The following is a 20,618-nucleotide window of genomic DNA, read 5'->3' on the forward strand; positions in this document are numbered from 1 at the left end:
CCTCCCTTGGCCGGGGGCGGGACGCCCCCGTTCCCCGGCATTGTAGGCCGCCGGCCGGGATCGTCATGGCCGGATCGCGCGGGGGGAAGGCCGCCCGCGCGTCGGCCCTGCCGCTCCGGAATCTTGAGGAAATCTTTTTGCCGGCCCGCCGATCGCGCGATACATTAGAGGCATCGCCAGGTCGGGCGTGCTCCCGACACTCGCACCGCGTGATTTAGGACCTTGCCGCACACCGAAGCGGCTGCGAACCGACCTCCTCGGCCCCTGATCAGGCCCGGGCGGATTTTCCGGTCGTCAGTCCGGTTGCCACGCATCGAGCCCGGCTCCCCCCGAGGTTCATCTCGACGGGGAGCCGGGTTTTTTCCTTTCCCGGCCAGGATGCCGCGCCCTTGAACCCGGTCGCCGACGTCGCCACCGAGACGATCGACCCCGTGCCCGCCCGGGGGCCGAACCGGGGCCTGCTCGCCCTCGCGCTGGCACTCCTCCCGGCGCTGGCGGCGATCGCCTTCGTCCCCGAGTTCTCGACCCAGGACGGGCCGGCCCACCTGTTCAACGCCCGGATCCTGGCGTCGTCGCTCCGGGCCGATTCGTCCTACTCCGGCACCTACGAGGTCAACTGGCGGCCGGTGCCCAACTGGGCCGGGCACGCGGCGACCGTGCTGGCGGTCGAGCTGTTGCCGGCGGGCGTGGCCGGGCGGGCGATCACGGCCGGGACGCTGGCGGCCCTGGCCGGGGCCATCGTCTGGTTGCGGTGGCGGGTGGCGGGTGCGGACGGGCTGGCATGGGCGAGCGTGCTGGCGGTCTTGCTCGGCCTGAACGTGACCTGGCTGCTGGGGTTCACCAGCTTCCTGCTCGGCGCGACCCTGTTCCCGATCACCCTGGCGTCCTGGTGGCGGGGTCGGGACCAACCCGGGCCGGCCGGTGCCGCGAGGTTGGCCGGGCTGCTGATCCTCGGCTATTTCTGCCACCCGGTCAGCCTGGGCATGACGGCGTTCGGGCTGGCGGTGCTGACGCTGGCGACGCCCGGCCCGAGGCGCGGGCGATTGATCTGGACGCTGGCCGCGCTGGTCCCGCTGGTCCCTCTCGGCCTGATCTATGCGGCGATCACCCGATCCGGGGGCGGGCTGGAGCCGACCTGGCAGCACCTGGCGGGCCGGCTCGCCTCGCCCCGGGCCTGGGTGGCCCAGCTGTCGTGGGTCGATCCGCTCTCGCTGGCGGCGAAGACCATCCGCCCCCTGGGCGGGGCCTCCTCGCCCTGGTATGGCCTGCTGGCGCCGGCGGCCTGGACGTCGGTCGGCCTGATCCTGCTGGCGGGCGCGACCTGGAGGGCCCGACGCTCCGAACTACGGGGCTGGGGGATCCTCGCGGCCCTGATCCTGGCCGGGGGCGTGTTCGGCCCCGATACCCTGGGCGAGCGCCACGGGCATTACCTCCCCCAGCGGCTGACCCTGCTCGGGCTGGTGGCGCTGGTGCCCTGGCTCGACTTCGGTTCGAAGCGGCCGGCGGGCCGGCTGGCGGTTCTCTTGCTGGGGGTGGCCCTTGCGGTGCAGTCGGCGTTCGTCTGGGAATACGCCCTGGACTGCCGCGATCGGCTCCGGGAGTTCCTCCGGGCCGGGCCGTCGATCGGGACGGGGCAGAGGGTCGGGACGCTCCTGGTCGGGACGAGGGGCCGGTTCCTGGCCAATCCCTTGCTCCACGCCGATTGCCTGTTCGGCATCGACCCGCCCAACATCATCTGGGGCAATTACGAGACGGACCACTATTACTTCCCGGTCCGGGTCCGGGCCGATCGCCCCCACCCCGCGGCCAAGGACTTCGAGGTCGTCTCGTTCAAGGACGGCCCCGGCGAGGCCGAGGAGCGTCTCCGGCTCTGGGAGTCGTTGCTCCGCGAGCATCACGGCGAGATCGACGTCCTGGTCACCTGGCAGGCCGACCGCCGGCTCGATGCCATCACCGAACGCTGGTTCCAGCCCCGCGCCGGGTCCGGCCGGGTGCGGACCTGGGCCCACCGGGGCCTCCACCGAGAATGACCCGAGGAGCGTCGCCATGGCGGCACGCCGCGACCTGACTTTCGAACGACTTGATGATGTGATGGCCGACGTCGACCGCCTTCTCAAGGGGCATACGACCCTGGGTCGGTGGTCGCTCGGCCAGATCTGCAACCACCTCTCCGGTTCCTTCATCGGATCAGTGGAGGGGTACGGCGGCAAGGCCCCCTGGCTGATCCGCCAGACCTTCGGGCGATTCATGAAGCGGAAGATCCTCCGCTCCGGCCGGATGCGGGAAGGGGCGCCCTTGCCCGCGAAGTTCCAGCCGAAGCCCGGCCTCGATGATCGGGCCGAGGCCGAGGCGCTCCGCGCTGTGATCGGGTGCGTGACCGGATCCCGGCCGCCGTCAGCGGATCATCCGTTCCTCGGGCCGATGGCCCCCGAGGAATGGATGACGTTCCACAGGATCCACGCCGCGCACCACCTCAGCTTCGTCATCCCCGACGAGGCCTGCTGATCGGCCCGAGCGGGATCGGCGAGGCGGTGCGCCCGCCGACCACCGATCCATCAACCCTTCGGGTTCGCCACGCGTCCGAGGAACAGGATGGCGCCGGATCGGACGTCGCGGATCAGGAACAGGAACGGGTGATCGGCGCGGAAGATGGCGGGGGGCGTCGGGGGCTGCATCGCCGCCGTGGCCCGCATGACCACCGCCGTGGCCGCGGCCGCCTCGGTCCCCTCCTCGTCCACGGCGACGAACGCCTGATGGATGACCGCCGAGATCGAAAGCTCCTCCTCGGTGGCGATCCCCGAGAAGTCCGCCGCCTCCGGGTTGAAGGCGCGGATCATCCCCAGGGCGGCGAGGGGCTTACTGAGCTCGGCCTTGGTCTTCATGGTGAACCTGGGCAGCGAAAGCTCCACGCGGCGACTCTTGAGGCCGCCGAGCCACCGCGTCAGGTTGTCCGGGGTGAGCTTCGCCTCGATCGCCGGGAGGCCGTCGATGGCGTCGGGCAGGAGGATGTCCATGGCCAGGTCGCCCGGGCGATAGGGCAGTTCGATCGCCTTGAGCCCGTCCCCCTCATAATAGAGGTACGAGCCCTCGTGCATCATGGTCGGCACCGGGGCGGGGGCGGATGCGGAGGCGTGGAACGGCCGGTCGCGGGTAGATTCCTTCGCGAAGGGGATCGTCCACTTCCCCTTGAAATAGATGGCGTTGGTCAGAACCAGGCGGGTCCCGGCGTTGACGTCGCCCTCCTGGAGCAGATCGTTGATCTTGTACTGGGTCTTCGAGGCGACCCAGGCGTTGATCGTGCGGATCGCCTCGGCCGTCTGGCCGAAGTTGATGCGCTCCAGCCCCGCGCCGTAGTTGGCCCTGGTCCGCTCGATGAACTCGGGGACGAAGTGGAAGCCCTGCATCCCCCAGAGCCGGTTGGCCACGTCGAGGCGATAGCCGCGGTCGGCCTTATCCCCGTTCAACGAGGACATCAGGGCCGCGAATTCGCGGTCCGTGGCCGCGGGGTCGCCGCCCTTGAGGTGGAGGACCCGATCCATTTCGGCGGCCGTCTCCCCCTTCGCCCCCGCCCGGGTCATCGCCAGGGCGGATGAGATCGAGTAGGGCGAGAGGAAGGCGTTGCCCTCCTGGGCCCGGAGCTTACCGTAGAGGTCGAGCGCGAAGGCGTTGTTTCCCCGGACGACGTCGGACATCGGAGCCTCCCCAGGTTCGGTCCCCAGCCCCAGGGCCACGAGCGAGATCGCGAGCCAGTTCATGCGTCATCCTCCGGCGAGTGGTGTCGGACCCGTTCCCGAAGATACCACGTCCCCGGCCCGGAAACCTTGGATCGGGGGCGAGCCCGCCGGTCGTGCCGGCCTCCGTCGCGCTGATACACTGGTGGCGATCCGACGCTCCGAACCCTGGGGAGGCGCCGCCGCCGATGGACGAGACCTATTTCTACGAGCCCGCCCGGGGGCATGGCCTCCCGCACAATCCGTTCAAGGCCATCATCGCCCCCCGGCCGATCGGCTGGATCTCGACCCGGGACAGAGAAGGCCGGGTCAACCTGGCCCCGTACAGCTACTTCAACGCCTTCTGCGACGAGCCGCCGATCATCGGCTTCAGCAGCTACGGCCGCAAGGATAGCCTGAGCAACGCCGAAGCGACCGGCGAATTCACCTTCAACCTGGCGACCCGGCCGCTGGCGGAGGCGATGAACCTGACCTCGGCCGCCGTGGCCCACGGCGTCGATGAACTGGTCATGGCCGGGCTGACGGCCCTGCCGTGCCGGATCATCTCGGCCCCCCGCGTGGCCGAGTCGCCGGCGGCCCTCGAATGCAAGCTGATCCGGGTGATCCCGGTCACCGACCTCGAAGGCCGGGAGACGAACAACTTCCTGGTGATGGGCCAGGTGGTCGGGGTCCACATCGACCCGAAATGCCTCCGCGACGGGCTGTTCGACATCACCCTGGCCCGGACCATCGCCCGGTGCGGCTACCTGGCCGACTACATCGAGGCCGATCGGCCGTTCCAGATGACCCGGCCGAAGGTCGGGTGACGCCGGCCCCCGGGGTTATCCCCCTGGTCAATCGGCCAATGGCTGGTTGAGTTCGGTCCGCCAGGCGGCAGGGTCCCGGCCCGATTCCGGCCCCACCAGGTAGGCTTCCCAGAGGTCTTCGCATCGGGCCAGCCCCCGGGATGCCACCCACGCGGTCAGCTCGCCCCAGGCACCGGCGAGCCCTTCGTAGGGGCCGCCATACACCGTGCGGGCCACCCGGGCGGCGGCCAGTCGGCCCGGGATCACCCGGCCCGACGGGGCCACCGGCGTGTGGACCGGGACGCTGACGGCGAAGTCGAATGTGTCCGAGGGGCGTCGCCGGTGGTGGGTCAACCAGGGGCCGGCGGGGGCGATCCCCTGCGCGGCGAGCGTGGCGTACAACTCACGGAGGCTCGGGCCCATGACGAATTGGATCTCGGCCCGGGGGACGACCAGCGGGATGCAGGCGGTCAGGCGGTCGGCGGTCTCGACGATCTGCGGTGGTTCAACCATCTCGGACTCCTTCCATGAGGTTGGATCGGCAGGGGGAAGGGGGGGCGATGCGATCACGTCCCCCGGTCAATGCGTCAGGCGGCGGCCCGGTCGAGAATCTGGTCGAGGCGGTCGTAGCCGGCGGCCATGCCCCGTTCCATGCCCGAGGCGAGCGCGCCGTCGCGGGCCTCCCTGGATTCGTAGAGGAGGGTGATCGTGAGGGCGGTCGTCTCGCCGCAATCCTCCAGGACCAGCGTCGCCCGTTGCTCGCCCCCGCCGGGGACGCAGCCGGTGTCGAAGACCTCGGTGCGGACGCACCGCTCGGGCGGGACGACTTCGTGGTAGACGCCCGACATCGACATCGAGGCCCCGTCCGGGCCGACCCAGGCCCAGCGAAACGTCCCGCCGACGCGGGCATCTTCCTCGCATACCGTCATCTCCCAGCCGGGGGGGCCGAGCAGCCAACGCTTGAGCAACTCGGGCCGGGACATGGCGTCCCAGACCAGGGCACGCGAGGCGTTGAAATCGCGAGTGATGACGATTTCTCGATCGGTCGGGGTCGTGACCTTCAGGGCGTTCCGCATCGGCGGGGTCCTCAGGGGGATTTCTTGTCGGCTTTCATCTCGTCCAGCAGGGTATCGAGGCGGTCGAAGTTCGCTTCCCAGATCTTCCGATAATCCTCCAGCCACCGGTTGGCCGCGGCGAGCGGCCCGGCCTCGATCCGGCACGGACGCCTCTGGGCATCCCGCCCCCGCGAGATCAGGCCGGCCTTCTCCAGGACCTTCAGGTGCTTGGAGATCGCCGGCTGGCTGAGTTGGAACGGGGCCACCAGCTCGTTCACCGTGGCTTCCCCCTCCGCCAGGCGGGCGAGGATCGCCCTCCGCGTGGGGTCGGACAGGGCCGCGAACGTCGCGTCGAGCGTTGCTGTCAGCATCGGTAGATTACCTTGTGGTTGTATAGCCGAAAGGTAATTTATGTGCAAGTTGATCGCCGGTCAATGGCCGGGTCGAGACCCGGTCGGGCATCGCTCGGTTTGCCCTGGCGGCTAGAATGGCGGCGACGCATCGGAGATCGACCACCAGGACAGGAGGCGACGCCATGGCCAGGGTTGTCCGTTTTCACGAACTCGGCGGGCCCGAGGTTTTGCGGATCGAGGACCTCGACGTCGCCCCTCCCGGCAAGGGGGAGGTGCAGATCGCCGTCAAGGCGATCGGCCTGAACCGGGCCGAGGCGATGTTCCGCCGGGGGCAGTACCTCGAACCGCCTCAGTTTCCGGCGCGAAACGGGTACGAGGCATCGGGGACGGTGACGGCCGTGGGCGAGGGCGTGGCGGGGTTCAAGAAGGGGGAGGCCGTCAGCACGATCCCGGCCTTCAGCCTGAACCAGTATGGGGTGTATGGGGAACTAGTGAACGTCCCGGCCCATGCGGTGGCGCACCATCCCGCCTCGCTCTCGTGGGAGGAGGCCGCCTCGATCTGGATGCAGTACCTCACCGCCTACGGGGCGTTGATCGAGGTCGCCGGGCTCGGGAAGGGCGAGGCCGTGGTCATCCCCGCCGCGTCGAGCAGCGTCGGACTGGCCTCGATCCAGATCGCCAACAAGGTCGGGGCCATCCCCATCGCCATGACGCGGGGCAGCTCCAAGCGGCAGGCCCTGCTGGACGCCGGCGCGGCGCACGTGATCGCCAGCGATGAGCAGGATCTGGTCCGGGAGATCCTATCGATCACCGGCGGCAAGGGGGCCCGCGTCGTCTTCGACCCGGTGGGCGGTCCGACCGTCGCCAAGCTGGTCAAGGCGATGACGCACCTGGGCATCCTGTTCATCTACGGGGCCCTGAGCAGCGAGCCCACACCGGTGCCGGTGTTCGAGGTGCTCGGAAAATCCCTCTCGATCCGCGGCTATCTCCTGTCCGAGGTCACGACGGTCCCGGAGAAGATGGAGCGCGGCCTGGCGTTCGTCAACGAGGGCCTCGCCGACGGGACCCTGAAACCGATCATCGCAAAGACCTTCCCGTTCGAGCAGATCGCCGAGGCCCATCGCTACATGGAAGGGAACGAGCAGATCGGCAAGATCGTCGTCACGGTGTGACCGGGCAGGTCCCCCCAGCCGGACCCCGGCCGGATGGCCTGCGGGGGAGGTGCCGGGGATGCCGATGAAAGGATTTTCGGCGGAGCCAGGAGGGCACGGACATGAGCGTGGCGACGCGGATGGCGGAGATCCGTTCCGGCGATCGGATCGTGCAGGGCGAGGCTTATCAATCCCTGCTCGCCGAGTCGGAAGGGCCGGTGGATTGGGCGTACGAAGTCTGGGACGATCTCCTCGGAGCCTTGTCCCACAAGGACAATCGCCTCCGGTCGATCGCCGCGCAACTCCTTTGCAACCTGGCCATGAGCGACCCCGAAGGGCGGATCCTCCGGGACCTCGACGCCCTGATCGGGGTGACGAGAGACCCGAAGTTCGTGACCGCCAGGCATTGCCTGCTCGCGCTCTGGAAGGTCGGGTTGGCGGGGGACGCCCAGGCGGAGGCGGTGGTCGCGGCGATGGCCGGACGCTTCGCGGACTGTGTCGCCGAGAAGAACGCGACCCTGATCCGCTTCGACATCGTCCAGGGCCTGCGAAAGCTCCACGATCGCCGGCCGGATGGGGCGATCCGGTCGAAGGCCCTGGAGTTGATCGAGTCGGAACCGGACGGGAAGTATCGCAAGAAATATGCGGGGGTGTGGAAGGATTCATGAGGCGGGCGGCCCGCCGTGTCCGGGGCACCTTCGCGAGAAAGGCCCGCGGTGTGCATGCTCGGCGGGCCGTTGCCTCGGAGGTTGGACTTCGCCCGACCCCGCCCGATGTTTCACCAGGAGGTGCAGGATGGCCGCTCCGACCGGATCGGTGGCTGGACACGAGACCGTCGGCTGGCGGTTAGAGACGACCTACGCGCAACTGCCGGGCGACCTGTTCGTCGCGACCAGCCCGGCCGCCGTGCCGCAGCCGCGCGTCGCGATCTTGAACCATCGCCTGGCGGGGGAACTCGGGCTCGACCTCGCCGCGTGCTCGGCCGACGAGGCGGCGGCGCTGTTCGCCGGCCAGGCCATCCCGGCCGGGGCCATGCCGATCGCGCAGGCGTATGCCGGGCACCAGTACGGCGGCTTCACCATGCTCGGCGATGGCCGGGCGATCCTCCTGGGGGAACATCGGACGCCCGACGGGCGGCTGGTCGACATCCAGTTCAAGGGATCGGGGAGGACTCGGTTTTCCCGGGGCGGCGACGGCAAGGCCGCGCTCGGGCCGATGCTCCGCGAATACGCGATCAGCGAGGCGATGGCCGCCCTGGGCATCCCCACCACGCGGAGCCTCGCGGTCGTGACCACCGGCGAGCGGGTCTATCGGGAGACGCCCCTGCGCGGGGCCATCCTCACCCGCGTGGCCGCCAGCCACATCCGGGTCGGCACCTTCGAGTATGCGGCCCGCCGCGACGAATCGACCCTCCGGGCGCTCGCGGCTTACGCCATCGATCGCCATTATCCCGAGCTGGTCGATGCTCCTCGCAAGCACCTGGAATTCTTCCGGGCGGTCGCCGATCGCCAGGCCGCGCTGATCGCCCGGTGGCAGCTCGTCGGCTTCGTCCACGGGGTGATGAACACCGACAACGTGGCGATCTCGGGCGAGACGATCGACTACGGCCCTTGCGCCTTCATGGACGCATACGACCCGGCGACGGTGTTCAGCTCGATCGACCGGGGCGGGCGCTACGCCTACGGCAACCAGCCGCTCATCACCCAGTGGAACCTGGCCCGATTGGCCGAAACGCTGCTGCCGCTCCTCGACCCCGAGCCGGAGACGGCGGTCGAAATCGCCACCGAGGTGCTGGAGGGCTTCCCCGACCTCTGCGAAGGCTACTGGCTCGCCGGGATGCGGAAGAAGTTGGGATTCCGCACCGAAGAGGCCGGCGACCCCGAGCTGATCCACTCGCTTCTCGACTGGATGCAGCGGACCCGGGCCGACTTCACCAACACCTTCCGCGACCTCTCGCCGGATCGACCGCCGGGCGATTGCGCCGATCGGGATGGCGACTTCCGGTCCTGGCATGCCCGCTGGGTGGAGCGGCTCGGCCGCGAGCCGCAAACCGGGGCGCTCGCCCTGATGCGATCGGTCAACCCGGCGGTGATCCCCAGGAATCATCGGGTGGAGGAGGCCCTCGCCGCCGCCGAGAAGGAGGACGACCTCTCGCTGCTCCGCCGGCTCCTCGATGCGCTGGCCGCCCCCTACGAGGATCGCCCCGGCAACGCCGAATATCGGGAACCCTCCGCGAAGCCGGGATATCGGACGTTCTGCGGGACGTAGTCGCTTCGGCCCTCCCGAGGACCGCTCGCCGTCAGGACGTCCCGGCGGATGGGAAACGAAGGAAGGGGAAGGACTTCACCTCCAGCTTCCCGGGAGAAGGATCGCGACCCGGCGAGGACCGCCCTGCCATCGCGATGGCAAGGGGCGGTCCTGTCGCCGCTTCGAAGCCCGGTTGACAGGGGCGGCGTTGATTTGCCGAGCATCCCGTGTCGAGGAATCGATTTGTCTTCCCGTGGCATCCCGGGCCGTGAAGGCAGCGGCCGGGGGCCGGTGGTCGGGGCACGCCCCGGACCCGGCGGCCTTTCCTCGGGAAGCCCTGCCGGCGAAGGGGCGGACCCCTCGGCGTCGAGGGGCGACGACGAGCCGGCCTCGGCGGCTTGCAGCCCGTCCCGTCGGCCCGAAAGAGTTGCTTCTCGGTTTGATGGGCTGACATTCGGATCGATCTCGGGCGGGCGGTTCGGCCGATCCGCCGGCACGTCCTGGTATTCTTGGATGCGTGACGGGTATCGTCGGTGTTCCAACCCCGATCAGGCTGACATGATCCCGAGGGCCCCCCATGACCGAACCGACCGATTCCGGCAAGCCGTTCGAGGTCGAGAACGACGCGACGGCCGCCTACTGGCATAACAGCCCCGCCAACACCATGCCGCCGCCCGACATGATGGGCGCCTACATGCGGAATCGGCCGGTGCTGCCCGGGCCCGTCCCCGGCCGGAAGGCGTGGATCATCGGCGGCGGCATCGCGGGCCTCGCCGCGGCCTTCTACATGATTCGCGATGGCGGGATGGCCGGCGAGGATATCACCATCCTGGATGCGTTGGACATCGCGGGCGGGTCGCTCGACGGCGCGGGCAATGCCGAGGAAGGGTACATCATCCGCGGCGGCCGGGAGATGAACTGGAACTACGACAACCTGTGGGACATGTTCCAGGATGTCCAGGCGTTGGAGCTGCCCGAGGGCTACAGCGTCCTCGACGAATATCGGCTGGTCAATGACAACGATTCCAACTACTCCAAGTCCCGGCTCATGCACAAGCGTGGCCAGATCCGCGACTTCTCCACCCTGGGCCTGTCGAAGTCGCACCAGTGGGACCTGATCCGGCTGATGCTCAAGCGGAAGGAAGACCTCGACGACATCTCCATCGAGCAATACTTCAGCGCGAGCTTCCTGGAGACCAACTTCTGGTATCTCTGGCGATCCATGTTCGCGTTCGAGAACTGGCAGAGCCTCCTGGAGATGAAGCTCTACATGCACCGGTTCCTCGACGCGTTCGACGGGCTGGCCGATATGTCGGCCCTCGTCTTCCCCAAGTACAACCAGTATGACAGCTTCGTCCGGCCCCTGGTCGACCACCTGCGGGCCCGGGGCGTCAAGGTGCAGTTCGACACGCATGCCTACGACCTCGACATGGCCGTCGAGGGCGAGTCCCGGACGGTGACCGCGATCCGGGCCCGGTCGGGCGGGGCGGAGACCACCATCCCCCTCGGGCCGAAGGATGTCGTCTTCGCACTGACCGGGTCGATGACCGAGGGCACGGCCTACGGCGACATGGACCACGCCCCGGTCCTGGAACGCGGCAAGCATGACCCGGGCGACCAGAGCGACTGGGCCCTGTGGAAGAACCTGGCGAAGAAGTCGCCCATCTTCGGCAAGCCCGAGAAATTCTACGGCGATGTCGATGGCTCGATGTGGGAGTCGGTGACGCTGACCTGCAAGCCGTCGCCACTGGTCGAGAAGCTGAAGGAACTGTCGGTCAACGACCCCTATTCCGGCAAGACCGTGACCGGAGGGATCATCACCTTCACCGACTCCAACTGGGTCCTGAGCTTCACCTGCAATCGACAGCCGCACTTCCCGAATCAGCCCGCCGACGTCCTGGTGCTCTGGGTCTATGCCCTGCTGATGGACAAGGAGGGCAACCACGTCAAGAAGCCGATGCCGGCCTGCAACGGGCGGGAAATCCTGGCCGAGCTTTGCTACCACCTCGGCATCGAGGATCGGCTGGACGACGTGGCGGCGAATACCAAGGCGAGGCTCGCGTTGATGCCTTACATCACCGCGATGTTCATGCCCCGCGCGGCGGGGGATCGCCCGCACGTCGTGCCCGCCGGCTGCACGAACCTCGGCCTGATGGGCCAGTTCGTCGAGACGTCCAATGACATCATCTTCACCATGGATAGTTCGATCCGCACCGCGCGGATCGCCGTCTACAAGCTCCTCGGCCTGCGAAAGCAGGTGCCCGACATCAGCCCGACGCAGTATGACATCCGAAACTTGCTGAAGGCCGCCCGCGTCCTGAACAACAACGAGCCCTTCCCGGGCGAGCGCCTCCTGCACCGGCTCCTGGACAAAACCTACTTCGCCCACATCCTGCCGCCGCTGCCGGAGCCGGCTTCCTCCCGGCTCCAATCGGTCGAGAACGAGCTTTCGGGCCTCCTGGGCAAGGGGAATCAGGCGATGGGCACGGTGCTCGGCTGGCTCGACAGGATCCGGGGAAGCCTGGCCGAGCGAAAGAGTTAGGGCCTGATGCCTCCAAGGCGACTGCAGACTGTTGAACATCGGTACGAGCAAGGCGGCATGGAACTGGCCCGCCCACCCCGAGTGGGCCGGGCCATGCTTCCGGATGGCTCGATCGGAAGGAATCGGGGCCGGTGGCGGGCGGTCACATCGGCTTGCTCCTGGGTCGTTGCAGGGCCGCCTCCAGGCCGAAGATGGCCCCGGACCAGGGGCCGAGATGGCCCCGGATGCGGCGCACGACGCGTCGGTAGGCCCGGACCACGGCGGGGTGGCCATTGGCGGGGATGGACGGGCCCTGGTTCAGGGCCAGGACGGCCCGGCTGGCCCGATAGGCCGCCCGCCGGCGCTGGTCGGGGTCGGCCGCCTCGACCTCGCGGATCGCGCCGGCCAGCCCGATGAGATGCTTGTGTTCCTCGTCGAGGGGCCCGGGGTCGATCCCGTCGAGCCGGGCCGAGCCGGCCTCGACCTGCCCCGCGAGCAGCTCGTCGAGGGCCAGCCAGGTCAGGTGCATCGGGGTGCAGACATCGCTCGCGAGGGCCAGGGACCGGCGACTGGCCTCGTTGGCCTCGGCGTCGCGCCCGACGGTGCGGAGGGCGATGATGAGGTTCAGCAGCATCCACGGCTGGAGGCCGGCCCGGTCTCGCCAGTCGGCGAGGTGGCGGATGGTGGCCCGGAAGTCGCTGGCCTGGAGCAGCGCATAGCCGCCGGTCCCCCAGCAGAAGGTGTCTCGCCGGATGGCCTCGCGGTGCCGGCGGAGAGCGGCGCGGAGGCGAGACCGTCGCCGGCCCTGCCCCAGGCACCGCAGGTGGGCGGCCAGGGCCTGGAGGCCGGCCTCGCTGCCCGCCGCAACGATCGTCGGGAGCCGGCGGAGTGCCCGCCGGTCGCGGCGGTCGGTCATCCGTTCGCCCCAGAACGCCCCCAGGGTCGGCGAGGCATCGGGCCGCTCCAGGGCCCGGGCATAGATTTCCCGGGCGGGGGCATCCCAGCCGGCGTGGTGGATCGCGTCGTCGGCGACCTCGAAGGGCCAGCTCGTGTCGACTCCCGGTGCCGTGGCCAGGCGCTCCAGGGCGGACAGGGCCCGGTCGCGATCGCGCCGGGCGGCGTGGAGCTGGACCGCGCGGGCCAGGACGAAGTGCCCGCCCTCGTCGTCGATGCCGATGGGCTCCAGCACCGCGGCGGCCTCGTCCAGATCCCCGTCTTCGAGCAGGAGGTCGAACTGGCTGAGCGCGGCGAACTGGTAGTCGGCGTCGAGGGCCAGGGCGCGGCGATACGCGTCCTTCGCCCCGGCGCGGTCGGCGGTCCGCTCGCTGGCCTCGGCGTGGTAGGCGTGGGCGACCGCCGCGTCGGGCCAGAGTCGGGCCGCGGCCTCCGCCGCCTCCAGGTACTTCTCGGGCGGGGCCACCTCGCGCCTCCACTCGGCGAGCTGGAACCAACCCCAGGCGTAGTCCGGGTTCTCGTCGAGCAGGGCCTGCATCCGCTCGGCGGCGCCCGCCATGTCGCCACGGCTGGCCATGACCCAGAGGGCCCGCCCGCGGATCGACACGGGCGGGCGATCCCCCCAGCGCGGGGACCGGCAGGCGGCCTCGGCCTCGTCGTACCGACCGGCGTCGGCCAGCAGCCGGACCTTGAAATCGATCGCGTCGGTCCCCTGGAGGTCGATCGCGGCGGCCCGATCCAGCGCGTCGAGGCGCTCGGCCAGCGCCTCGGGCCCGTCGAGCGTGCGGGCCAACGCCATCCAGGCCGAGGCGTCGCCGCTCCGTCGGTCGGAGATCTCGCGAGCCAGCGCGGGCAGGCGCTCGGCCCGACCCAGTTGCTCCAGCCAGTCGCGGAGGGTCCGCCATCCCCATTCGTAGCCCGGTTCGAGGCGGAGGGATCGCTCCATCCGCTCGACGGCCGCCTCGCGCTCGTCGAGATGCCAGAGGGCGTCGGCCAGATAGGCGTGATTGCCCGCATCGAGGGGCGAATGCGCGGCGGCCTGTTCCAGGACGGTCCGCGACCCGGCGTAATCCCCGTCGGCCTCCAGCGACTGGGCGAGCAGGCGCGCCGCCATCCCCCATCCCGGGCTGATCCGCAGGGCCACCCCCAGCGCCTCGCGCTCGCCGGTGCGGTCTCCCTCGGCGGCGCAGGCGGCGGCCAGTTCGCGCCAGACCTGGGCGAGCAAGGGGAATCGTTCGGTCGCCTCGCGGGCCAGGGCGCGGGCCCCGGAGGCATCGCCCTGCACGATGTGCTGGCGGATCAGCGCCGACCAGGCGTGCCACAGGTCGGGCCGCTTCTCGTGGGCGGCCCGGAGCAGGGCCATCAGCTCGGCGGGGTCGAGCGTGCCCCGGGCCTGGCCGGCGAAGGCCAGCAGGCCGTCGCCGAAGGTGACCTGGGTCGTCAGCTCGGCGGCGATGAACGTCAGGTCGGCCACGCGCTCGGCGTGGGACCCGACCGTCTCGATCAGCCGGGCCAGCGCCTGGCCGTTGTCCACGTCGCGGCGGATGGCCTCGCGATAGGCCTCCCGCGCCTCTCCGACCCGGCCGGCCCTCTCCAGGATGTAGCCCCGGACCGATTCGTTGATCGAACCGCCCGGCTCGAAAAGGACGGCGGCGTGCAGCTCGGCCTGGGCCTCGGCGTGCTCGCCCCGATTGGCCAGGATGATCGCCAGCTCGCGCCGGGCCCAGGCGTCGTGGGGGTGATCGGCCAGGAGCCGACGGACGACCGGTTCGGCGTCGGCGGCCGACCTTTCGTCGCGTAGGTAGTGGATGAGGAGCTTTCGCAACGCGTAATTGAAGGGCGAACGCTCGCAGGCCGCTTCCAGGTGGGACAGGGCCGCGTCGGCCCCCTCGGTCTCGGCCCGGAGCCGGGCGGCGGCTCGGTTGGCGTCGACGTCGGTCGGTTCTCCGGCGAGGAATTCGTCCCAGAGGGCGAGCGCCCCGACCAGGTCGCCGCGCATCTGGGCGACCTCCGCCGCGACGCGGAGCCAGTCGCCGCGCCGGCAATGGCCCCGCGCCGCGTCGAGCCGGGAATCGGCCCGGTCGAAGGCCCCGGCGGAGGCGTCGGCGCGGGCGGCGTGCAGCAGCAGCGCCCCGTCGTCGGGCCGGAGCCGGAGGGCCTCCTTCAGGACCGCCTCGGCCTCAGCCGACCGATTGAGCTGGTCGAGGACGTCGTGGAGCGTCCGCGCCGGCTCCGACGAGCGGACCCCGGAGCGTCGGACGCGCCCGGCGAGGAGACGCAGGGGCTCGTCGACCCGGCCGAGGAAGCGGGCGGCGGAGAAATAGCTCTGCGCCATCCCCTCGTCCTTGTCGTCGAGGCACGAGGCGAACCGGTACCGCTCCAGCCCCTCGTCACGCCGGCCCGCCTCCCAGGCCACGCGGGCCAGCACCATCATCGCCCCGGCATCGCGGGGCCGGAACCGCAGGACGCGGCGGGCCAATCGCCCGGCGGCCGGGTGCTCGCGGGCGTCGGCCAGCAGTTCCTGGGCGTACTGCCGCCAGACGAGCGGGTCGGTCTTGCTATTGTCGCAGAGGTCGCGGAGCAGGACCAGTCGCTCATCGCGTCGCCCCAGCGCGCGGAGGCAGCCGAGGTGGGCCAGCCGGAGGTTCTCGTCCTCGGGGAACAGGGCCCGGAGCGACTCAACGCCCGCGAGGATCTCGGCCGGGTTGTTGTCGTAGATCGCCAGGAGGCGCCGGGCGTGATGGGCCAGGCGGTGCTCGGGCGTGGCCTCCCGGAGCGATCGGAACGCGTCGTCGGCCCCCTTGCGGTCGTGGTCGTGCAGGGCGACCTGCACGCGGTGGAGCCGGTCGTAAACCTCCGCGTCGGGCAGGTCGATCCCGTCGAGCAGGCCCGGCCGGTCGAGCGGGACGAAGGCCATCCCCCTCGGCCCGACCGAGCGGTACTTTTCGAGGAACGGGACGGCCAGGGCCTCCCCGGCGTGCGGCATGGTCGGGTCGCGGATCAGGAACGACTCCCGCCGGGCGTCGTACCCGATGACCGCCTGGAGGTGGGCGCTGCCGACCTCGACCGTCGTCAGGGTGAACGGGATGCCCCGATCCAGCAGGGCGATCGCCGATTCCCAGGTCACGGTGAACTCGCGGGCCACCCATCCGTTGGCCTCGGCCCAGGAGCGTTCGCGGTGGTCGGGGGTGCCGTCGTAGCAGATCGCGTCGGCCACGGCGAGTTGGTCGGCCTCGCGGCCCCAGAACCGCGCCAGGGCCGAGAGCGTCGCCGGGGCACAGGTCTGGTGGTGCTGCCGGACGAACCCGACCGGCAACTGGACCCGGCGATCGGGGATGGCCGGGTCTTCGAGCCGCTCGGCCACCTTGAGGAAGAAGGGGGCCTCGGTGGCGCGGGCATACTCGGCGGCCCGGGCGTGATCGCCCAGCCAGTAGGCGGCGTCCGACCGCCGGGCGGCGAGCCAGCGGCGGGTCGGCCGGTCGATCAGCGGGGACAGCTCGGCGTAGCGATCCAGGCTTTGCAGCGACTCGGCGTAGAGCCCCGCCTCGAAATGCAAGACCGCCAGCTGGCCGGCCAGCGACCCGGCCCGGACATGGTCCAACGCCTCGATCAGCAGCTCCCGCGCCTCCCCCTCGCGACCGAGGAGCGAGAGGACGTGGGCGACGCACTGCACGGCCGGGCGATACCACGGCTGGATCGCCAGGGCCTCGCGGGCGGCGGAGAGCGCGTCGTCGTATCGGTCCTGCTCCTCCAGCAGGTCGGCCCGCTCGACGGCGATCCAGGCCCGCCCCGGCGCGGTGCGTTCGGCGTCGGCGAGATAGCCCTCGGCGGCGTCGAAGTCGCGCAGGCCGCCCAGGACCATCGCGTGCGTGGCCAGCCAGTCGGAGCGGATCTCGGCGGGGGCGTCGGGCAGCGGCCCGACCCGGCGGAGGAACTCCCAGGCCGCCAGGAACCCGCGTCGGCCCGCGATCATCCGTGCCACATAATAGTTGGCCTCGGGATCGGTCGGGTCGTCCCGCAGGGCCAGGCGGTGGATCGTCGTGGCCAGGCGGATCGAGCCGAGGTTGCCCGCCAGCCGCCCGGCCAGGACCCGCGCGGCCGTGCCGGTCCACCGGTCCAGCGGCCCGATCGCGGTGGCGGCGTGGTAGGCGCCGAGGTAGTCCCCGGCCTCGTAGAGGCCCCGGACGCCGGCCAGGTCGGCCGGGCGCACCGCGATCGGCGCTCGCTCATCGGTTGCTGTCGCCATGATGGCCCGTCCCAACCCTTCCTCGGCTTGCCGATCCGTCGTCGGGCCCATCGCGGCCAGAGTCCCCGCGCGGTCGCGGCGCCGGATCGATTGTTGGACACACCAACCTACGACAAGGTTCCGGGACAGGGAACGAGGATCCTCGCCGTCGTCGAAAACGGCGACGACGGAGGAACAAAGGGCGAGGCCGGCCCCTCCCGGGCCATCTCGCGACGGTTGACTCCTCGACCGGGTCGCCGCCATGGCGGAATCGGCCCCGGATGTCACTCGGGCATACCGCCCGCAGGGACTCGCCCATCGCCCCGATCAGGGCTGCGGTCGTCCGGGCCACCGTCCGCAGCCGTGCCTTGAGTTTCAAGGAAAGCGCTCGATCGGGTTCAATTCGGGCGAAAAGGCCAGCAGATAGCGGACCTCCGTACCGGCTGAGCGGGATCGGCCGGCGGTGGCCTCGGCGTTGAAGGGTGCGAATGCCCGGCCCAGGGCCGCGAGGAGCGATTGACGCGTCACGTTCTCCTCCGAGGTCGTATCTCGCCCGGATTCGGCCCGTTTGGTGACGATCCCGTCTTCCGTGGGACCAATGAACGCACGCAAGATCCAGATGTGACGAACGCGAGGACATCCCCCCGGCAGCCCCGCCGCGTTGGTGGTAATCTGGTGGGCAAGCAAAGGGCATCGGGATCTGGGACCATTCCGGGAGAGAGCCATGCACCGAGGGCCGGGGATGGATCGCGGGGTTCGACGAGGACGGCGGCTCGGGGCGAGGAGGCGACCGGAGGTCGATCGCCTCGAAACCCGCGTGGTCCTCTCGGGGATCCTGGTCCAGGGGGCGGGGAGCGGGGACGCGCCCGAGGTCCGGGTGTTCGACTCCGCCACCGGGGTCGAGACGTCCCGCTTCCTCGCCTATGACGAGGCGTTCCGGGGCGGCGTGCGGGTGGCCGTCGGCGACGTCGACGGCGACGGGCGGCCCGACATCGTGACCGCGCCCGGCCCGGGCATGGCCGGCCTGGTGAAGGTCTTCTCGGGCGCGGACGGGGCCCTGGTCGGGCGGTTCCTCGCACGCCCGAAGTCGTACCGCGGCGGCCTGACGGTGGCGACCGGCGACGTCGAGGGGGGCGGGCTGGCCAACATCGTGGTCGGGGCCGACCGGGGCCCGGCGCGGGTGGGGGTCTTCCGGGGCGTGCAGGGGCGGCGGGTGGCCTCCTTCCTCGCCGGCACCCCGGGCGGCCGGGGCGTGCAGGTCGCGGTGGGCGACCTCGACCGGGACGCGCACGCCGACATCGTGACGACCCCGGTCGCGGGCCGGGCCGTGGTCAAGATCCTCGACGGGGCCACCGGTCGCGTGCTCGCCCGACACCAGCCGCCCACGAAGGGAGCCCGGGGCGGCAACTCGGTGGCCGTCGGCGACGTCGACAACGATAACCGGCTCGACGTGATCGTCGGCACCGGCGGCGTGCAGGGCGCGGCGGTCCGGGTCTATTCCGGCCTGGGCACCACGCCGTCGGCGACCTACCGCGTGGCCGGCCCCGAGTTCGCCCGCGGCGTGCGGGTCGCGGCCGTCGACATCGGGGCCCGGCGTGGGGGCGACGGCATCGCGGTCGCCCCCGCAGGCAGGCCCGGCGCGACGACCGTGCTCGATGCGGCCCCCTCGCGCGTCCGGCTCCTCGGCCTGACCACGCCGGACGCGTCCCCGGCGGTGGCCTACACGCTCCCCGTCGCCCGGGGTGGCGGCTCGCTCGCTGCGAGCAACACGGTCGGCCTCTCCACCCCGGCCGTCGTCGCCGCCGACGCTTTCAGCGACGCCGATCTGCTCCCCTACCAGCGGCTCGCCCGCTTTCGGTACAACCCGTCCACGGGGAAGCCCGAATTCGTCCCCGTCGCGCCCAACGACCCCAGCCTCGTCGGCAAGCATGTCGTCGTGCTCGTCCACGGCTGGGCCGCCGACTACAGCTACTGGGTCGATGCCGAGGCCAATGCCAGCCCCCCGAAGGACCTCACCTGGTGGGACACCGACCCGAGCCAGGCCGGCTACTCCCTCGCCGCCAACCTCGCCGCGAACGACCAGTCCGACATGACGCTGGGGCCGGCGTCGTACTGGCTGCTCCACGGCTACGACGTGAACGCAATCGAGGTATCCGAGACCGGCATGGCCCAGACGATCGCCGCCCGGGCCGCGGCGATCGACCCCCAGGCCGTCGTCCTCGCCTATACTTGGATCGACGACTCGGGCACCTCGTCGATCACCAACCCGAATGTGTCCGAGGCGGCGACGGTCCTCAATGGCGAGCGGCTGGCCGATGGCCTCCGCACGGTCCTGGGGAGCCAGGAGGCCTTCGGCGGGGAGATCCAGCTCATCGGCCACAGCCACGGCTCCAAGGTGGCGACCGTCGCCGCGGTCTCGCTCGCCACCAAGGCCGTGCCAGGCACGTTCGACGTCCGGCAGCTCACCACCCTGGACTCGCCCGAGGACCTCTCCGAGGTGAGCAACACGCTCGGGGCGACGAACTTCAACTGGTACTACCTGCAGGACCTGAACATCGGCCGGCAGGGCCAGGGGGCCACGTTCGTCGACAACTACATCTCCTACCTGAGCGAGCCGTACAGCAACATCACCACCCCGTCCGGCAACACCCTGAGCCAGGTGGTGGACGTGAACCTGGACGGCTCGGACTTTTCGATCGAGGACCGGCACAGCTATTCGGCGTACTGGTACACCGGATCGGGCCAGCCGGGCGTGAGGTTCGGCGCGACCGTCGGCCAGGGGTGGTCGCCGCTGTTGCCGGGCAATCAGGGGCAGCAGAAGCCGCCGGCGGATCTCACGTCGAGCTACTACACGCAGGGCTGGGCCGGATCGAGCTATGACCCGAGCCTTCAGTACGTGCTCCAGCCGGGCACGCTGGCCTCGCGCGTCTACAAGTCGTATAACCTGGCATTCAAGACCACGCCGAACACGCCGTCGGTGGCGGTCAGCAATCCCGGCTCGGGCGCCCAGGTCACCCTGACCCAGACGAGCGGCGTCCCTCAACCGAGCTACTCGGGCTCGTTCTCGACCGAGTACGGCCGGCTCAACGGCATCTCGTTCGATTACCAGTTCCTCGACCCCTCGCAGGGGGGGACGCTGACGATGACCCTCGACGGCGACCTCGTGTTCGTGATGGACGCGTCGGTCGTCCGGGATCGCGGAGGGCGGGGGACGATCACGCTCAACCAGAGCGAATTCAGCATCGGCGGGTCGCACACGATGCAGTTCGTGCTCACCCCGGCGGCGGGGTCGTCGAGCACCCAGGTCCGGGTCTCGGACCTGAACTTCTTCTACGCGACGAGTTGACGGGCCTGCCGGGCCTTCGGGACCCCGGCCCTGGCGGCACCGCCGGGTCGGGGTCCTCGCCTGCCTCATCTCGCCGAGATACCTCGCGGGGCCGTCGGGCCATCCGCCCGCCTCGATCGGCGGAGGAACCCGCGGGCTCCCCCCGGGATCCGCTCGCGGCGAAGTCGAGGTCGAGCAAGCGGGCCGGGTAGCCGGCGGGGGGGCCGGAGGACTCCCTTGATCGCCAAGGCATCGGCCCAACCCATCAGCA

At 70.5% G+C, this 20,618-nt stretch carries 14 protein-coding genes; 8 read left to right on the plus strand and 6 right to left on the minus strand.

The window, feature by feature from the left end:
• Positions 1–389 precede the first annotated feature (389 nt).
• Together TA3x_RS12705 and TA3x_RS12710 are read left to right on the plus strand one after the other, a co-directional pair.
• Positions 390–2,030, plus strand: a complete 1,641-nt coding sequence (locus tag TA3x_RS12705) for a hypothetical protein (RefSeq protein ID WP_435021753.1) — start codon at positions 390–392, stop codon at positions 2,028–2,030.
• A gap of 16 nt (positions 2,031–2,046) precedes the next feature.
• Entirely contained in the window at positions 2,047–2,505 is a 459-nt protein-coding gene (locus TA3x_RS12710) for a DUF1569 domain-containing protein (protein WP_435021754.1), read from the plus strand.
• A 50-nt stretch (positions 2,506–2,555) separates the two neighbouring features.
• Here the strand turns inward: TA3x_RS12710 and TA3x_RS12715 are convergent, their stop codons facing one another.
• Positions 2,556–3,755, minus strand: coding sequence for a serpin family protein (locus TA3x_RS12715; protein ID WP_435021756.1), 1,200 nt, complete (start codon positions 3,753–3,755; stop codon positions 2,556–2,558).
• Positions 3,756–3,919: 164 nt separating this feature from the next.
• On the opposite strand from TA3x_RS12715, the gene TA3x_RS12720 reads away from it, so the two are divergent.
• A complete protein-coding gene (locus tag TA3x_RS12720) occupies positions 3,920–4,537 on the plus strand; it encodes a flavin reductase family protein (RefSeq protein ID WP_435021758.1) in 618 nt (205 codons plus the stop codon).
• A gap of 27 nt (positions 4,538–4,564) precedes the next feature.
• Here the strand turns inward: TA3x_RS12720 and TA3x_RS12725 are convergent, their stop codons facing one another.
• The 3 genes from TA3x_RS12725 to TA3x_RS12735 form a co-directional block, all read right to left on the minus strand.
• Positions 4,565–5,029: a GyrI-like domain-containing protein gene (locus TA3x_RS12725; RefSeq protein ID WP_435021760.1), complete on the minus strand. Its 465-nt coding sequence runs from the start codon at positions 5,027–5,029 to the stop codon at positions 4,565–4,567.
• Between the two features lie 74 nt (positions 5,030–5,103).
• Complete coding sequence (locus TA3x_RS12730) at positions 5,104–5,592, minus strand: SRPBCC family protein (RefSeq protein WP_435021762.1); 489 nt, start codon at positions 5,590–5,592, stop codon at positions 5,104–5,106.
• 11 nt (positions 5,593–5,603) lie between these two features.
• The gene (locus tag TA3x_RS12735; protein WP_435021764.1) at positions 5,604–5,942 is read right to left on the minus strand and encodes an ArsR/SmtB family transcription factor; all 339 of its coding nucleotides are present in this window, start codon (positions 5,940–5,942) and stop codon (positions 5,604–5,606) included.
• Between the two features lie 164 nt (positions 5,943–6,106).
• Between TA3x_RS12735 and TA3x_RS12740 the strand changes: the two genes are divergently transcribed.
• From TA3x_RS12740 to TA3x_RS12755, 4 genes are all read left to right on the plus strand, one after another.
• Positions 6,107–7,096 (plus strand): zinc-dependent alcohol dehydrogenase family protein, encoded by a 990-nt coding sequence (locus TA3x_RS12740; RefSeq protein ID WP_435021766.1) that lies wholly within the window; start codon positions 6,107–6,109, stop codon positions 7,094–7,096.
• A 101-nt stretch (positions 7,097–7,197) separates the two neighbouring features.
• Positions 7,198–7,743, plus strand: a complete 546-nt coding sequence (locus tag TA3x_RS12745) for a hypothetical protein (RefSeq protein WP_435021768.1) — start codon at positions 7,198–7,200, stop codon at positions 7,741–7,743.
• A gap of 127 nt (positions 7,744–7,870) precedes the next feature.
• The gene (locus tag TA3x_RS12750; protein WP_435021770.1) at positions 7,871–9,343 is read left to right on the plus strand and encodes a protein adenylyltransferase SelO; all 1,473 of its coding nucleotides are present in this window, start codon (positions 7,871–7,873) and stop codon (positions 9,341–9,343) included.
• Positions 9,344–9,899: 556 nt separating this feature from the next.
• On the plus strand, positions 9,900–11,864 hold the full coding sequence (locus TA3x_RS12755) for an oleate hydratase (RefSeq protein WP_435021772.1): 1,965 nt from the start codon (positions 9,900–9,902) through the stop codon (positions 11,862–11,864).
• Between the two features lie 142 nt (positions 11,865–12,006).
• Here the strand turns inward: TA3x_RS12755 and TA3x_RS12760 are convergent, their stop codons facing one another.
• Complete coding sequence (locus TA3x_RS12760) at positions 12,007–17,043, minus strand: tetratricopeptide repeat protein (protein ID WP_435021774.1); 5,037 nt, start codon at positions 17,041–17,043, stop codon at positions 12,007–12,009.
• Between the two features lie 354 nt (positions 17,044–17,397).
• Positions 17,398–17,634 (minus strand): hypothetical protein, encoded by a 237-nt coding sequence (locus tag TA3x_RS12765; RefSeq protein WP_435021776.1) that lies wholly within the window; start codon positions 17,632–17,634, stop codon positions 17,398–17,400.
• Positions 17,635–17,764: 130 nt separating this feature from the next.
• Between TA3x_RS12765 and TA3x_RS12770 the strand changes: the two genes are divergently transcribed.
• Entirely contained in the window at positions 17,765–20,368 is a 2,604-nt protein-coding gene (locus TA3x_RS12770; protein WP_435021778.1) for an FG-GAP repeat domain-containing protein, read from the plus strand.
• Positions 20,369–20,618 lie beyond the last annotated feature (250 nt).

Source organism: Tundrisphaera macrotermitis, assembly GCF_051175315.1.
In the GTDB taxonomy this organism is placed as follows: Bacteria; Planctomycetota; Planctomycetia; order Isosphaerales; family Isosphaeraceae; genus Tundrisphaera.

Excerpts from the sequence above, each read along its gene's own strand:
- TA3x_RS12710 (WP_435021754.1), top strand. The coding sequence starts at position 2,047 with ATGGCGGCACGCCGCGACCTGACTTTCGAACGACTTGATGATGTGATG.
- TA3x_RS12715 (WP_435021756.1), bottom strand. The coding sequence starts at position 3,755 with ATGAACTGGCTCGCGATCTCGCTCGTGGCCCTGGGGCTGGGGACCGAA.
- TA3x_RS12720 (WP_435021758.1), top strand. The coding sequence starts at position 3,920 with ATGGACGAGACCTATTTCTACGAGCCCGCCCGGGGGCATGGCCTCCCG.
- TA3x_RS12725 (WP_435021760.1), bottom strand. The coding sequence starts at position 5,029 with ATGGTTGAACCACCGCAGATCGTCGAGACCGCCGACCGCCTGACCGCC.
- TA3x_RS12730 (WP_435021762.1), bottom strand. The coding sequence starts at position 5,592 with ATGCGGAACGCCCTGAAGGTCACGACCCCGACCGATCGAGAAATCGTC.
- TA3x_RS12735 (WP_435021764.1), bottom strand. The coding sequence starts at position 5,942 with ATGCTGACAGCAACGCTCGACGCGACGTTCGCGGCCCTGTCCGACCCC.
- TA3x_RS12740 (WP_435021766.1), top strand. The coding sequence starts at position 6,107 with ATGGCCAGGGTTGTCCGTTTTCACGAACTCGGCGGGCCCGAGGTTTTG.
- TA3x_RS12745 (WP_435021768.1), top strand. The coding sequence starts at position 7,198 with ATGAGCGTGGCGACGCGGATGGCGGAGATCCGTTCCGGCGATCGGATC.
- TA3x_RS12750 (WP_435021770.1), top strand. The coding sequence starts at position 7,871 with ATGGCCGCTCCGACCGGATCGGTGGCTGGACACGAGACCGTCGGCTGG.
- TA3x_RS12755 (WP_435021772.1), top strand. The coding sequence starts at position 9,900 with ATGACCGAACCGACCGATTCCGGCAAGCCGTTCGAGGTCGAGAACGAC.
- TA3x_RS12760 (WP_435021774.1), bottom strand. The coding sequence starts at position 17,043 with ATGGCGACAGCAACCGATGAGCGAGCGCCGATCGCGGTGCGCCCGGCC.
- TA3x_RS12770 (WP_435021778.1), top strand. The coding sequence starts at position 17,765 with ATGGATCGCGGGGTTCGACGAGGACGGCGGCTCGGGGCGAGGAGGCGA.